The organism is Paraflavisolibacter caeni (assembly GCF_025628885.1).
GTDB classification, from domain to species: Bacteria; Bacteroidota; Bacteroidia; order Chitinophagales; family Chitinophagaceae; genus Flavisolibacter; species Flavisolibacter caeni.
Window position 1 is genome coordinate 30,725 of sequence record NZ_JAOTIF010000012.1, and the last position, 15,215, is coordinate 45,939.

The window sequence follows — 15,215 nt, forward strand, 5'->3', positions numbered from 1 at the left end:
TTATTATGATAAACGAACAGGACGCTGAATTAACTGCAATGCCTTCCATTACCTCGGCTAATGATGGCAGCAAGCCCATTAAGTCATTTATAGAATCTCAATTCCCTGTTTCTAAAGTTTCTAAAGAAAGCTATAAAGAACGAATGGCCAATAATGGCCAAACGCTTACTGGCTTAGGAAAGTGGTGGGGGCGAAAGCCATTGATATTAGTTCGGGCTGTTATTTTAGGGTTGTTGATGCCAGCATCTAACGATCCTAAAAAGGACCGTGAGATTTTTCTGAAGATTCTGACTATGGATGATGAAGGCCTATGGTTGCGCAAAGAAAAAAGTCCTTCAGTCGAAGAGTATTTTCAATTGGCAAAAAAGGCTGGCCTAACTCGTTATTTTAACCAGGTATCTATGCCAGATGGAAAAATAAAATTAACCTGGGACAAGTCCTTCTCAGTAGATGAAATTTTAGCCATACAGAGAAAACTCTTCAAACAATTAGGCTATGACGACCGTTTAAAGTATTGCATTCGCCCTGAACACGTGGATAATTTACCAATTAGCGAATGGAATTTCATTAACAGCCATCTGGGAACAACTGCAACTTCTTTACAAGAATTAGTTGAGCAGTTAGGTAAAAAACAATTTGGCCACAAGCCTCGTGTGGGCGATTCCTTTTGTGGTGGTGGATCAATACCTTTTGAAGCAGCTAGAATAGGTTGCGACGCATTTGGTAGCGATTTGAATCCTGTGGCCGCTTTGCTTTCCTGGGCGGCATTGAACATTATTGGCGGTGGTGGGGAAGTTGTACACGAAGTTCAGACGGCTCAGGAAGAAGTGTACAAAGCTGCTGATAAACAAATTACAGATTGGGGTATTGAACACAATGAACAGGGCTGGCGGGCTGATGCTTATTTGTATTGTGTAGAAGCAGTTTGCCCGATCACAGGATACAGGATACCATTGGCTCCGAGCTGGGTTATTGGCGAAAAGTCAAAAACCATTGCAAAATTGGTTCGTAACGAAGCTTCAAATAGTTATGACATTGAAATTCATAGTGGCGTAAGTGACGCTGAAATGCAATTTGCTCGAGATTCCGGAACTGTTCAGGGCAATTATATGGTTAATCCAGATGATTCAGACATTCGCACTTCAATGCAAGTATTGCGTGGTGATAAAACTAAAGACAAAGAGTCTGTTTTTGGGCTGCGCTTATGGGAAAATGCCGATGTAGTGCCCAAGCCAGAAGATGTCTTTCAGGAAAGATTATACTGCATAAGATATGTAGAAACTTACTATGAAAAAAAGATTCAGCAAAATGGTAAGAGCATCTGGGTTGAGCTATCAAAAGAAGAATTAATTAAAGTTCAAGATTTATCTAGTTTAAAACAAGAAGGTACGATAAGAGAAAAAACTAGAAAAATTTATATAGCGCCAAATAAAGATGATTTAAAAAGAGAAAAGATAGTACTTGATTTATTAAAAGATCGTTTTGCGCAATGGCAGCAAAATGGATATATCCCTTCAATAAAAATAGAACCTGGTACAGAAACAACTAGGTTGCAACGAGAAAGAGGTTGGACATATTGGCATCACTTATTCACACCTAGACAATTATTATTATATGGAACCTTTTTTGAATTACTTGATGCATTTCCGTTAAAAGATTCTGTAAGAAAATGTTTAGTTTCTATAGGTAGAATGATAAATTGGGGATCAAAACTTTCTCGTTGGGATTCATCAATTGCAAATGAGCGCCCAACTGATACTTTCAGCAATCTAGCTTTAAATACTCTTCAAAATTATGCTGTAAGGGCATTTACTTACATGAATACATCTTGGTTTATAACACCTGACAGAAGTTGGTTTATTGAAAAGAAAAATGATGTTATAAATACTTTAGATGTAAGGGCTATTTCAGATAATTGTGATTTTTGGATTACAGATCCACCATATGCTGATGCTGTTAATTATCACGAGTTGGCGGATTTCTTTTTATCATGGTATGAGAAGTTTATACCTAAATATTTTCCTGAATGGTATGCCGATGGTAAAAAAGCTTTAGCAATTAGAGGTGAAGGTGAGGATTTTAAAAAGGGCATGGTTGATGCCTATACAAATCTTGCTAAGAATATGCCTGATAATGGAGCTCAAATTGTAATGTTTACCCATCAAAACTCGGCGGTTTGGGCTGATTTGGCTTTAATACTTTGGGCTAGTGGTTTACAGGTTAGTGCTGCATGGACAATATCAACAGAAACAGATAGTGCTTTTAAGACTGGAAATTATGTTAAAGGAACTGTATGTATGGTTTTACGCAAACAAACCACAGAAGAAGAAACCTTTATTAATGATGTTTATCCTGAAGTAGAATACCATGTTACTGAGCAGCTAAAGGAAATGATTGCTCTTGACGATAAAGAAGACCCTAATTTCAGTGACAGCGATTACCAATTGGCTGCCTACGCTGCCGCTTTGCGTGTACTTACGAGCTATCGTAAAATCCATCCCATAGATGTGCAGTATGAATTGACTAAGCCCCGCAAAAAAGGAGAGAAAAATGAAGTTGAGAAATTGATTGATAAGGCCGTTGAAATCGCTACGAATTACTTGGTGCCAGAAGGCCTTGATAAGGACCTTTGGATAACCTTAACCCCTGAAGAGAAATTTTATTTAAAAGGTTTAGAGGTTGAAACCCATGGTGAATATCGCAATGGAGTATACCAGGAGTTCGCTCGTGGTTTTGGTATTAAGGAATATAAAAACTTGCTAAGCACTGGTAAAGCAAATGAAACAAGGCTCCGCAGCGCACTGGAATTTAAAAATAAAGGGCTTACCGATGAAGGTTTTGGCGCTTCAATGTTGCGCAAAGTCCTGTTCGCCGTTCATGAAACTCATGTAAAAGAAGATCCCAAAGAGGGAAGAAATTATCTTAAAGGTGAACTACAAAAAGAATATTGGTCGAGAAGGCAAAAGCTAATTACCGTTACTCGTTATATCCAAAACTTGGGTAGCCGTATTGAGCATTGGCAGGATGATGCAAAAGCAGCAAACCTATTAGCAGGTTCTTTAGAAAATGATCATGTATAGCGTATGATGAACAGATTTTCTTCCCGCCTGCACAAACTGGATGTTTCATTTCTAAATAATCGGCTGCAAAATGCGAAGTCTTACGACCGCATAGCTGGTTATTTCAGTTCTTCTTTGCTGGAAGTAGCAGGTGAAGCTGTAAGTTCCGTTACAGGTAAAGTGCGTATTGTATGTAATTCGGATCTGGATGAACGTGACGTGGCTACCGCAAAAGCTGCGGAAATGGCCATACGCCGCGAATGGTGTGGAAAGGAGCCTGAAAAATTGCCAGAATTGGCATACCCGAGATTCAAAAAGCTTTTTGATTTATTAGTAAGTGGCAAATTGGAAGTAAGGGTTTTACCCTCACATGTGCATGGCTTGATCCATGGAAAGGCCGGTGTGATAACAAAAGAAAATGGAACAAAAACTTCGTTTATGGGCAGCAGCAACGAAACCTATGCTGCCTGGAAAATGAACTATGAATTGGTGTGGGAAGACGATTGCGAAGACGCAATTGAATGGGTTCAAAATGAATTTGATTACCTATGGCGCCACCAGGATGCACAAAAATTGTCGGAAGCTGTTATTTCAGATATTGGCCGCATTGCTTCTCGCTATGAAATTAATGTAGACAAGTGGAAAGAGAACCCACAACCGGAAAACACTTTTGTAGAAAGCCCAGTTTATAGAAAGGAGGCTGGTTTATGGGCGCACCAAAAATATTTTGTTCAAAAAGCATTCGAAGTTCATAAAAAATGGGGAGCTCGTTTTGTATTGGCAGACCAGGTTGGCTTAGGGAAAACCATTCAGCTAGCTATGGCTGCTCAGTTGATGGCTTTGTATGGTAACAAACCTGTTTTAATACTTGCACCCAAGACACTGATCTGGCAATGGCAGGACGAAATGTTGTCCTTATTAGATATGCCATCCGCAGTATGGAACGGAAGGCAATGGGTCGATGAAAATGGAGTGGAACATGCTGCAAATGGTATAAAAAATTTAAAGAATTGTCCAAGGAAAGTTGGTATTCTTTCTCAAGGATTAATCACGTCCGGTGGTGAAGCTGCAGTTATGCTTAGATCCATGGAATTTGAATGTGTAGTCGTAGATGAGGCGCATAGGGCTAGGCGAAAAAGGTTTACTGATAGGCAGCGGACAACTGCAGGCAATAGGAATAACCTCATGCAGTTCATTTATGACATTTCAACAAAAACAAGAAGCCTATTACTAGCGACAGCCACACCAGTCCAAATTGACCCAATTGAAGCGTATGATATGCTGGATATGCTAGGAGTTGGTTCAGAACAGGTATATGGCAATGCCTGGAGCCGTTGGGCTAATCCTACGAGGACTTTAGAAATTGTTGTGGAAAAACAAAATGTGCCAGAGGACGAATTGGAAGTCTGGGATTGGATGCGTAATCCTTTCCCTCCGGAAGATGGAAATGAAATATTCTTTGAACAGGTAAGAACAAGATTAGATATCAATGAACACCGATTTGTTATTCCTGGAGATCAAATTGAAAAGCTAACCCCGCCAATAAGGAGAAAAATTAAAAACAATACAACTGATTTTTTCAACAAGCATAATCCTTTCATTCGCCATATTATCAGGCGAACAAGGCAATACCTGGAGAACGAAACAGATCCTTCAACAAATGAAAAATATCTTAAGCCAGTAGTTGTTGAATTGTTTGGAGAAAAAGATAATGAGGCTATTGCTTTACCGGGTTATTTACGGGATGCGTATACCACTGCAGAGGAATTTTCTAACCTCTTAGCACGACGTTTGCAAAGTGCGGGTTTTTTAAAAACAATGTTATTAAGAAGGTTAGGTAGTTCTATAGAAGCTGGAAGAATTACTGCAGAAAAGATGCTCAGTTCCTGGGAACAAATTGATTCAGAGGAAGATGATGATCAGGATGAAGAAAATGAAGAAAAGAAAAGCGATATTACTGCTGTCAGTCAGAGTAAAACTTTAACGGCTAAGGAAAAACAGTTATTGCAGCAATTTATAGATGAGTTGGAAGAACATGGTGAAAAAGATCCTAAATATGGTTTTCTACGGCAATATTTGATTGGTAAAAAGTGGTTGGAAATGGGTTGTATCGTTTTTTCACAATACTACGATACCATAAGATGGGTAGCGAATCAACTTACAGTTGATTTGCCGGAAGAACCAATTGCCATTTATGCTGGTGGTACCAAAAGCGGCATAATGCTGAATGGTACATTCAAGCCCATGCTGAAAGATGATATAAAAGCCAAAGTAAAAAGCGGTGAACTTCGCCTGGTGCTTGGTACAGATTCAGCCAGTGAAGGTCTGAACCTGCAAAGGTTGGGTACCCTCATTAATCTTGACTTACCCTGGAACCCAACAAAACTGGAGCAACGCAAAGGCCGTATTCAAAGGATAGGGCAGATCAGGGATACTGTATTCATATACAATATGAGGTATAGAGACTCAGTGGAAGACAGAGTGCATCAACTCCTGTCTGATCGGTTAAAAAATATAGAATCCTTATTTGGGCAAATACCAGATGTATTAGAAGATGTATGGGTAGAAGTAGCCTTAGGTGATAGAGAAAAAGCAAAGCAAATAATCAATAACGTACCAGAGCGGCATCCCTTTGAAATCAAATACGACAAGATCGAAAATATTAATTGGGAGTCTTGCAGTGTAGTCCTAAATGCAATAGAAAGAAAAAATGTGCTAAAAGAAGTTTGGTAATTAACGCTCAACACAGATTAAATTTTGATTCCCTATGCAACTAATTAAACCAAAACAGATATCAGGCGAAATCATGACGCTTTTTGATGATGCTGATAAAAAAGTAATCATCGTCAGTCCTTATTATAAAGTTGAAAAATGGTATAAACTGCGTAACTGCTTCGATGATTTAAAACGCCGCAATATTGAAGTTGAGTTTTACGTGAGGGAAAACGAATGGGAAAGCATCAATGAATTAAAGGCAATCGGTTTTGCCCCTATTAGCATACCAAATTTGCACACCAAGCTCTATCTGAATGAAAAATACGCCATAGTATCCTCCATGAACTTATTATTGAGTTCAGACAATAATTCACTGGACATAGCGCTGAAAACAGAAACTGAAGCAGAATATGAACAGCTATATCAATATTATACCAGGTATATAAAAGCTACACCAACCCAAAAGCGTGAATTCGTTAGGCCCGAATATAATGATTGGAGAGAAGAGCTAGAAAGGGCACTTGCTAGCACATTTAATAGAAAGGTATATATCAATGAACGTGAAAACGCTCTGCAAATAAATGTTCGCAATAAGTATGAAGCATTTATACACAATGGCAAATCAAACAATCTGAGGATTTCAGGTATTCTTTCAAGTAAAGAGTATGAGTTTACCTCGAACAACCTCAACATATTTCATGGATCCAAAATGTCCATTGAGCTGCAGGCAGGTGGCAAAGGTTACTATGACACCATCTGGGGCACAATCAATGGCCTTAAAAGTTGGTCAATAAATGATTTACACAAGGATGATGAGAAAACTGTCGTGGATGCTATAGTAAAGTTCATTGCAGGCATTGAGCAGCTTAAATCTTTAGTAATATAATCATGCCGGCATTATGTTGCATTTAGTCAGAAATAACAAGTTTGGAAAAAATGTAAATCCGGAAATCAACTTGGGTGTCAACTGGCGTGCTTTATTCAAAATCTCCGAAGATTCTTTAACATCTTCCGTTTTTTCATTACTCTTTTACCTGCCGGTAGAGCTCTTTTGGGATATATTTTATAATGCTTGTTACTATCCCTCCTTTCCAAAACAATGTGGTAGGATGCTTATATATGAATTTTGGCCTCATTGGGATAGTACAGGAACGGAAAATACGAATTATACAGAACCAGACTTATTCATAAGGTTTGAAGCGTTTGACTTAATCATAGAAGCCAAGCGGGATGATTATAAAGGTCAACAGATAAAGGATCAATGGAAAAAGCATATTAGGTCCTATTATAACACATATGAGGCATCTGCGAGGAAGCCCTTGTTTTATGTTGCTTTGAGCGGTTTGCAATGTGGTTGGGAAAAGCAAGGTCCTGAAGAAATTGAAAGTGGTTCATTAGTATATATTACAACCTGTAGGTGGCACCGGATATTAAAACTTGTTCAAAAAGCAGAAGAGAAGTTAAATCAATCTAAAGAGGTAATAAGTTCTGTAAATGCAGTCCATAATATTTTATCGGATTTGATTCTGGCTTTTAGTATCCATGGCTTTTCAACGGGTAAGTTATTGCACACGATGCCAGTAAATTATTCAATAAATCATACATCTCTCGGTAACCTTCCAAATCTTAAAGTTCCTTTTCGCTGGAAACCAATTCCGTCTAGCCTGCGAAATATAAATCTGCATTATTTATAAATCATTAATATGAATCAATTATCAAAATCCGACTTAGAAAACATCTTTGTTGATGTGCGGAAGGCATATCGCTTATTATATTTTTATCAGCGTAGGGTATTAGATACAGTTAAATTTATCTCCGGCACTCTTTCAAAGAACATTCGCGGTGGTTGGGCTTTATTTAGCGATAATGCACCTAAAAATGGCTCAGGCATAAACATGGATACACTTGCTTGGGATTGGTTGAATATGTATGATTATGAATTTAATTTTCAGGATGAATCCATAAATGGCAATAGCTACAAGTTTGCCATTGCAGTGCAAAGTGATTCCGGCTTCTACGATGTTATGAATAACATTTCAGAATCTACTGTTGAATCATTTTCACCCGTTGAACAAGCTGTAACAAAAATTTATTTTTGTGTTGGCCGTAATACCTGGAAACCGGGTGACAGTTTTCAAAAGGCAAAACGCAAAGATGCAAACGATGAATTTATTTACCAGGAAGAGGGCACAGACAATCTTTTTATTACGAAACGTTTCGATTTATCAGATTGCCGTGATGAGGAAAGTATTTTAGGTTGTTTAAGAACGTTTAAAAAATTTTGTGAGGATAATGGAATAAATGAATTCATAATCGATATTTAAAGGTTATTTTAAGATTCGCATGATGATACCGGACCTCTTCTCACAGTTTCACTTCAATGATCTATCCAGGCACCTCATTGGTGCCGACATTCCCTTTTCCATACAAATTGAGAATATGGAAGCCGGCTGGATTAATATTTCTTTCACTGCAGAAAATACAAATGCCAGTTATTCAGCTTCAAAACTTACAAATGCACTATCCGACCTCCTTGAAGCTGTAGTTGATATCCTCCCAGGTATTGGTGAACATGATAAATACTTCGGCACGCTGGGTATCCGCTCCCGTTGTACGCATGATTTGGAAGCTCAAGGCTCAATGGTCATTGACTTCAAAAGAGATGATTTCAGGCGAATCTATGTCTTGATCCGCCAAAGTCCCGACCTGGACTATGAAGAAGATCTGGAGCTTAATGGTTTTGATGAAAACGGTTGGTGGATTGATAAAAGTATCGATTTTCAAGAGCCTGTTCTAATGGCCATAATCCTGGACGAAGCAGTTCTGGTTTATCATCTTTATAAGGCCTGCCATGCTTTATTAGAAAAATTCAATAAAGAAGAATACAGAAACCGCTTTGGCCACGACTTTCCTGAAGAATTGTTACAAAAGATCAGAAGCTGGTTGAAGGATGGCCAGTCTTTTCATGGTTATTCAATAAAATAACAAACAAGTTATTTTGCCGCAACTTCAATAGTATTAGCAATTGCCTGTATTAAGGATGCATCTACCCCTTCTTTCAGTTCCTGTTCAACCACCTTATACTTCCCATTCACTTCCTCCTCAAACACAACCTCACCTCCAACCACCTTCACTTTGATCTTATACCCATACCTTCCCTTTCCCTTCAGCAGTTTGCCCCTGAACTCCAATTGCTCCCCTTTATATTCAACCGGTATAATCAGCCATCCTTTCATAATGCAGTAAATTTTTCGCCCAGTTATGTTACACTTACTATTTGGTCTGCTCTTCATTATTTCTCTCCTGCTTTTACACTGCTGTTACAAATCTGCTTTTTGTCTTACTTACCCTTTTTGAATTTAACGAAGGATAATCTTAGTTGATTTATCCTAAAGTCCAGACACCACGTCCGCTAACTTCAGTTGGAAGTAAAATGTTTCTCTGTTCTAAATTTTTTCTGGCAAATCCAACTTCAGGTCTCCATGCAGGTTCTGCTCCTGATCTTGTCAACCTTTTTCTAGCTTGAACACTTACACCTAATCTTGCAGCGATTTCATCATATATATTCCACCCTGAATCCACATCCCTTATCTTAACCGATCCATTATTTTCTTTCAAAATTTGAATAATAGTTTGTTCAATGACCTTTCTAGGTGGAAAGCCTGTATCAGGGTTTATTTCAGCAATCCTATCTTCTATTTCCACATCTTCAGGTATACTAATAGCAATTAAAGATTTACTATTCTTAAGTCTAAACTTTATAACAGGATTTGTTTCTGATATTTCTATCACTATTGTCTTCATATTAAATGTTTATTTACAAAGAACCTATTATGCTAATTTACAATTCAAGCTGATCAATGCAAAAGATTCTTACTAAACCTTTATTCCCTAACACTTCATCTGTAGCTATTAATCTGTTCTTATAAAGGTTTGTCTATTTCACACAACCGCCTTCTGAAACCACTACGTTCATCTTTGTCTTGTCATTACTCACATTCATCAACTATTGAAAATAGCTCTCAAAAAGCTCTTAAAAAGCAAAAGCTGAATTTGCAAGCATCATTCATTGCGCTACTCACAATCCTGAAACGCAACCTCTCTGCCGCAGACTAAACCTGCAACAAACAACTGACCGGCCGGCGCTTTTTCATTAAAAAATTTCTATACGGGCAAATTAGCAAGCCTCACAAAACTCTGGCTGCGCAGCATAAACACTAACCCAAACGCACAATGGCCATCATTTATACTGCCACCCAGCCAGGCTTGCAGAAGACTTGCCCTAAAATTTTTAAATATGAAAAAGCTTCTTCCCGCCCGTCAGCGTCGTTTCTCCAGTGCAGTTTTAGTTTTCAGCTATGTAGATGCAGGCCTCCAGTTCCATGTTTATAAATATCGCCAGTGTCGGTATTATATTCATGCTTGCAAGCTTTATGCCTTTGTCAGCGAGTTGCCTTTTTAGGCAGCTCGCTTCTTCACCCAACCTGTCCTCATACAATTTGTAGTTTTTTAATTGACGATTATCATTGACAATATTCGAGATGGTGTTTAGCTTTGTTCTACTATTTTAAAAATAGCAGTTAGTTTTGGTTGCGGCTCCTCTTTCTAGTGGAGCTTTTTTTCTGCCTACCATTGCCGCATGACACACCATGAAAACGACCGGGTAACCATCCTGCCTGAAATAATACAAGATCAATCCGTAAATCGAATCATCTTCTGTTTAAAAGGAATATCGCATCAAAAGAAGTAGGTACCATCCGTAACCTGGACCTAGAGAAATCCCAGGAACAAAATGCCAACCTGTTCTGGATCCAGTTTCATGTAGCCGCGATTAGAATTGAAGAAAAGTACCTGGAGATAGTAGAGAGGTGGGGCCCCTAAAAGATTTCAAATAAAATTATCACCCGTAATACCTTTTTATATCAGTCCCCGTCTTTTACCAATCAGGATTATCTCTTGGTCTTTGTACTGATCCTTCCGCCTCAATGCAGGGGTAAATGGCGTATCCGGGCGCCACTTCTTTGCGTCTCTTTTCTTTTGTATCTCTTTATGGAAATTCTTTACAGCAGTACTCACCTTCGATATCATCTGCACTTCCACATCAATCAAATCCCTTCTGTAGGTTTCCTCAGCCTTTACCCGCATAATATGCTGCACCGCGTCGATATTATAGTTCTCGATCTGCCGGATCCCCGAAAAAGGTTCCCGCCGCTGACTGGTCCATATTACAATCCTATAATAAGGCAAATGCTAATTTTGTTAGTAAAGCTATGAAATTCATCAAAAATAAAGTATGATTTAAGTTTACTGTGCTAGACAACTTTGCTTCGGGTATTAATTCTATTGAAGGATACAACATTATTCATTCTTTAGGAATTTCACAATTAGCAAATAGTAATCCTGGTCTAGCCTAACTTTTGACCATTAAGATATATATACAAATTAAAAACAGCTTGTTCGAATGTGTCAAAATATTTTCTACCGTAAACTGAATCTAGATAAAAATATTTACTTGTACTTCTGCCTTTGTAAAGTTTATGTTTTTTGCTATCAGCGAATATGATTTCATATTCAATAAAATTACCCCAAATAAGATCATATTTTTCTTTCTCGCTTATAATTTTATAGCTGAATTTAACATCCTCATTGATTGTTTGCTTTTCCGTTGTCCCTAAATTATTGCCAGCCTTTTTACTTATTATGTATTTAGTTTCTAAAAATTTTAGTATATCATTTATATTATTTAATTCACTGTGGTATTTTGTTTCATTTACAAAAAACGCGTAATGGTCTGTACTATCTAGTTTTAATGCAATTACATTCTCATCGAAAAAGCCATGTTTTAGAAGATAGCTTTCATGCTTTGTTTCGAATAATAAAGATTGACTTCCTAAATACTCCCAAGAGCCCTTTTGTACGATACCATTTTCTGAAATAAGTAATTGATTATTGGGTCTAAATATATAAACGCATTTGCTTTGATTTATGTCGCCAATAGAAACCCAGTGTTGGTTCATTAGCTTGGTCAAGTCATCAAGCTTTTGGCTGAACCTTTGTATTTTAGGTATTATATCTGCTACATAAGTTTTCATTGAACAATGTTCTTTATATATTTATAATACAGATAAATCTAAGATAATGTTTTATGATAAACAAGATTTCTCAATTGCAGTTTAATCCTTTTCATTGAAAAATTGCTGTCTTTCTAAGTTTGAAATCTTAAAAAATAAGGTATTCCTTTCTGATAAATCATTAACATATCTTCTTTAAAAGAACATTTCTTACAAGCAGTTTTGGTATGCTTCATCTCCATATATTCTATTCCATCAGCAATGCAAATCAATAAAGCTTCCCTGCCGATCTCCTGATCATATAGCTCTTGTATTTCCTTGATCATCTTTAATTTCACTACAATGAGCAATATTTCTTCTCCTTTCTTTCGGGCGATTTCAATATCGGTTGTTTGTGACTTTTTGTAATATTTCAAAACAATAGGGGTGTCGAATGCATGATTCTCTTTACATACATACTTAGGACTCATTGTTTTCCTAGTCCGTATGTTAATTGTCCTGCAAACCGGGCAAGACTCTCTCATCTCAAAATTGGTAGCTATTTCCCTCTCCACTTCATCCTTGACTCTTTGTTTGAAGACGCCTTCAAAGTCAGTTGTTTTTTCTAATAGCCGCTCAAATGACAACCGATTATAAATTTCATAGAAGTCGACTGGCTGCTTCGTATGTTGTATTACAAAAGGACCTTCTGTTGTGTTGCAGTCCTCGCAATAATTCTTCTTTATCAGTTTACTCTTTTCATTCCATTCTTTAGTTGTCCAGGCTTTTGGCTGTGCTTTTAAAACTTCAAAAGCTTTACTATAATCAATTCTATCTGCTTGAAGATCAGCGGATAACTGTTCCAATAATTTAGTTCTCATAAAATACATTATATATGTTGACAAGTAGTATGATTTGTTTATACCGTATACGTTTCTAGTATCATTTAATAGATAACTCCTGCTTTACATTTAAAACTAAATTTTCCGGCACCAGGTTGTAAAAGCAACCATCCTTAAATGATACACGCTTTGATTTATCGCTAATATCAAAGGGCGCAACAAAGTGGAAGTATACAAGCCTGGCTACTGATTGCTGGAATTTTTTACCATCCTTGCTCAAGGTTGCCAGTAGGGTAGAGGTTGGCTTGTTTTTATTGCCGTCCGCAACCAGTTTTGAAATATGTTCCTTTAGCCAGACCTGATTGCCCTTGAACCGGCTGCACGATTTGATCCTGCCCCTATTAGATACCTGGTACGTATTGTTTAATCCCTCAATAGGCTTCCAGATCTCGCCTTCCATGCTTTCCGGATTAAGATTGAGTACTGGAATTGGAGTTTTCAGAGATGTCCTTGGCTTTCCGATCTTTTCCCATAGGTATTCGTTAAAGACTTCATCTTTTGCCTTCTTTGGCTGCCTTATTTTCTTCACCTTATTTTCCAGTTGCCACCGGTAACCTTTATGCTGAAAAATATGTCCTTTTGTACACTCCGCGATGGCGCCAATACTCCAACCCTTTTTTTCGCCGGCCTCTGTAATACTTTCGAACCTAGCCACAATATTCCCTTCCATATCCAATTGCAACACCGGCAGTTTGAAATCTACTTCAGCCCTCTTAAGATCATAGGCTCTCTTCAATAATTTACTCCTGGTAGTTAGGATCAGGTTTTCAGGCCGCAGGTTCCTACCTTCACAATCAATAAAGGAAACAACCAATTCCGGATCATCCAGGTCAAATGGAGCAACAAAGGCATAATAAACATACTTGGCAACAGAAGTAGACCTTACCTTACCATCCATTTTAAGACTAACACCAACATTATATGTTTTTGTTTTCAGATGATGGTTAGGTTTTGTAGAAGTACGCAGCCGAAGGATTTTTTCTTCAGTATAGTAACCACCCCCTTTACCTGCATTTCGCCACCGCCTCAGTGATTTGATCCTTCCAAAGTTGGAAACAAGATATGCGCCATCAAACCCCGGCACATCTTCCCACAGCTCACCCTCCAGATCAGCAAGGTCTAAGATTTGATAAGGAAAGTTCTTCTTGGTTGCCATTTGCTAAATATCCGGAAATTTGAGATCAAATCAATACCGCCTAGTCTGCTTAAAGCATCAAAAGCATGTGCTTCTTCCCTAATTCAATTGCAGGATAATTATTATGATACCAGCAGTAATAACTCCGATAGATCTTCTGTTGCGTCGCAATCCTTTCAACGTTCTGTAATTCTATTGAGCAATTCCAAAAGGTATATCAATTTGAATAAAACCCACCGCACAAAAAACTTTATAGCTGCAACAAAATCACAAAACCCAGTCAGCAGCCAAAAAGTTTTTCTCCACCCTGCCCTGAACCACTAAAGCCACGCTTCTTTTCCCCACCCACTCGCAGCCTTGTTCATTCGCTCGCTTCACTACGCTCCGCAACGGCTCCTTTGTCACCGATCGCTACGCTCCGTTACCGCTTTCTCATTCACAATACTGCTTTCCGCCAGCGCTTCCCTGATCCCTTTTACAAAAGTTTTTATTGTTGCAATCTACCTTCGTGGTTTTATTACTGAAGGTAACATTCGTTGTTTAATCATTGACATCTGGTCGGGCTTGAAGATAATTATTGATTTAGTGCTGATAGTTCATTCGTCAGCCTCGCTATTGCAAATACTCATTAAGCTGCAGTTGTAGTTACGTTCTCTGCTTGTGATTTAAAATATGTAATCTAGTATCTCTACGTATTTACAAAATTACTAAGGGTATATGGGTCGACTTTTATTTGAAAAGTTATTTCTTTATCTTCTAAAATTGAATAAGAACTGAATAATAACATACAATTGCCTACTTTCTTAATTTGATGTAAACAATCATTTTTACAAAATTTTGAAAACTCCTCTCCATTGTTTCTGATTTCAATTTTGTTACCATATTTCTTGTCTAATCTAGTGACAATATATGTAAACGGGTTCCTCTTGGTATTGATTTTAATTGTAACAGGAATCCAACCGTTTATTTTCCAATTGGGTATAAAGTCTTTGTAGTTTATTGCCTTAGAAACGTCATTGTATTTGATATCCGTACAAGGGTGTTTGGGCCAGGGTGGTCCTAATTCATCAAAAAAAACTCTGCCACCATTTTCTGATTTGTAGAAGTATACAGGATATCCGCAAACAGGACATCTCGCATTTGGATTTACATAGGAAGTATACTTACATTCATTAAAGTATTCAACTGAATGTATATTTTTTCTTTGTATCGTATGGGAATTGAATATTTGAATTCCTTCAGGCCGTTTTCCTGAATGCCCTTCACCTCCCCAACCACAACGGCATCCATTTCGATGATTATGACCATTGCACATAAGCGATTTGTAATTATGGTTGCTAGATATATTAACGAG

At 37.8% G+C, this 15,215-nt stretch carries 14 protein-coding genes; 7 read left to right on the forward strand and 7 right to left on the reverse strand.

Going from position 1 to position 15,215, the window contains the following annotated elements; all coding sequences use genetic code 11:
* Positions 1-5: 5 nt before the first annotated feature.
* The 6 genes from OCK74_RS14855 to OCK74_RS14880 all read left to right on the forward strand — a co-directional run bounded on the left by OCK74_RS14855 (position 6) and on the right by OCK74_RS14880 (position 8,759).
* Positions 6-3,080: an anti-phage-associated DUF1156 domain-containing protein gene (locus tag OCK74_RS14855; protein ID WP_279297839.1), complete on the forward strand. Its 3,075-nt coding sequence runs from the start codon at positions 6-8 to the stop codon at positions 3,078-3,080.
* A 3-nt stretch (positions 3,081-3,083) separates the two neighbouring features.
* Positions 3,084-5,792, forward strand: coding sequence for a phospholipase D-like domain-containing anti-phage protein (locus OCK74_RS14860; protein WP_279297840.1), 2,709 nt, complete (start codon positions 3,084-3,086; stop codon positions 5,790-5,792).
* 34 nt (positions 5,793-5,826) lie between these two features.
* The gene (locus tag OCK74_RS14865) at positions 5,827-6,660 is read left to right on the forward strand and encodes a phospholipase D-like domain-containing protein (RefSeq protein WP_279297841.1); all 834 of its coding nucleotides are present in this window, start codon (positions 5,827-5,829) and stop codon (positions 6,658-6,660) included.
* A gap of 223 nt (positions 6,661-6,883) precedes the next feature.
* Complete coding sequence (locus OCK74_RS14870; protein ID WP_279297842.1) at positions 6,884-7,468, forward strand: hypothetical protein; 585 nt, start codon at positions 6,884-6,886, stop codon at positions 7,466-7,468.
* 9 nt (positions 7,469-7,477) lie between these two features.
* A complete protein-coding gene (locus OCK74_RS14875; protein WP_279297843.1) occupies positions 7,478-8,098 on the forward strand; it encodes a hypothetical protein in 621 nt (206 codons plus the stop codon).
* A 19-nt stretch (positions 8,099-8,117) separates the two neighbouring features.
* Entirely contained in the window at positions 8,118-8,759 is a 642-nt protein-coding gene (locus OCK74_RS14880) for a hypothetical protein (protein ID WP_279297844.1), read from the forward strand.
* A gap of 8 nt (positions 8,760-8,767) precedes the next feature.
* Here the strand turns inward: OCK74_RS14880 and OCK74_RS14885 are convergent, their stop codons facing one another.
* Both OCK74_RS14885 and OCK74_RS14890 read right to left on the reverse strand, forming a co-directional pair.
* A complete protein-coding gene (locus tag OCK74_RS14885) occupies positions 8,768-9,010 on the reverse strand; it encodes a hypothetical protein (RefSeq protein WP_279297845.1) in 243 nt (80 codons plus the stop codon).
* Positions 9,011-9,158: 148 nt separating this feature from the next.
* On the reverse strand, positions 9,159-9,578 hold the full coding sequence (locus OCK74_RS14890; RefSeq protein WP_279297846.1) for a hypothetical protein: 420 nt from the start codon (positions 9,576-9,578) through the stop codon (positions 9,159-9,161).
* A gap of 493 nt (positions 9,579-10,071) precedes the next feature.
* Between OCK74_RS14890 and OCK74_RS14895 the strand changes: the two genes are divergently transcribed.
* Positions 10,072-10,236 carry a hypothetical protein gene (locus tag OCK74_RS14895; RefSeq protein ID WP_279297847.1) on the forward strand — a complete coding sequence of 55 codons (165 nt, stop codon included), beginning with the start codon at positions 10,072-10,074 and terminating at the stop codon, positions 10,234-10,236.
* Positions 10,237-10,691: 455 nt separating this feature from the next.
* Here OCK74_RS14895 and OCK74_RS14900 read toward each other — a convergent pair whose 3' ends face one another.
* The 5 genes from OCK74_RS14900 to OCK74_RS14920 form a co-directional block, all read right to left on the reverse strand.
* A complete protein-coding gene (locus OCK74_RS14900; protein ID WP_279297848.1) occupies positions 10,692-11,021 on the reverse strand; it encodes a hypothetical protein in 330 nt (109 codons plus the stop codon).
* 158 nt (positions 11,022-11,179) lie between these two features.
* The gene (locus OCK74_RS14905; RefSeq protein WP_279297849.1) at positions 11,180-11,866 is read right to left on the reverse strand and encodes a hypothetical protein; all 687 of its coding nucleotides are present in this window, start codon (positions 11,864-11,866) and stop codon (positions 11,180-11,182) included.
* Positions 11,867-11,979: 113 nt separating this feature from the next.
* On the reverse strand, positions 11,980-12,705 hold the full coding sequence (locus OCK74_RS14910) for a hypothetical protein (RefSeq protein WP_279297850.1): 726 nt from the start codon (positions 12,703-12,705) through the stop codon (positions 11,980-11,982).
* 61 nt (positions 12,706-12,766) lie between these two features.
* On the reverse strand, positions 12,767-13,882 hold the full coding sequence (locus OCK74_RS14915; RefSeq protein ID WP_279297851.1) for an NUMOD4 domain-containing protein: 1,116 nt from the start codon (positions 13,880-13,882) through the stop codon (positions 12,767-12,769).
* Between the two features lie 667 nt (positions 13,883-14,549).
* Positions 14,550-15,176: a hypothetical protein gene (locus OCK74_RS14920; protein WP_279297852.1), complete on the reverse strand. Its 627-nt coding sequence runs from the start codon at positions 15,174-15,176 to the stop codon at positions 14,550-14,552.
* Positions 15,177-15,215 lie beyond the last annotated feature (39 nt).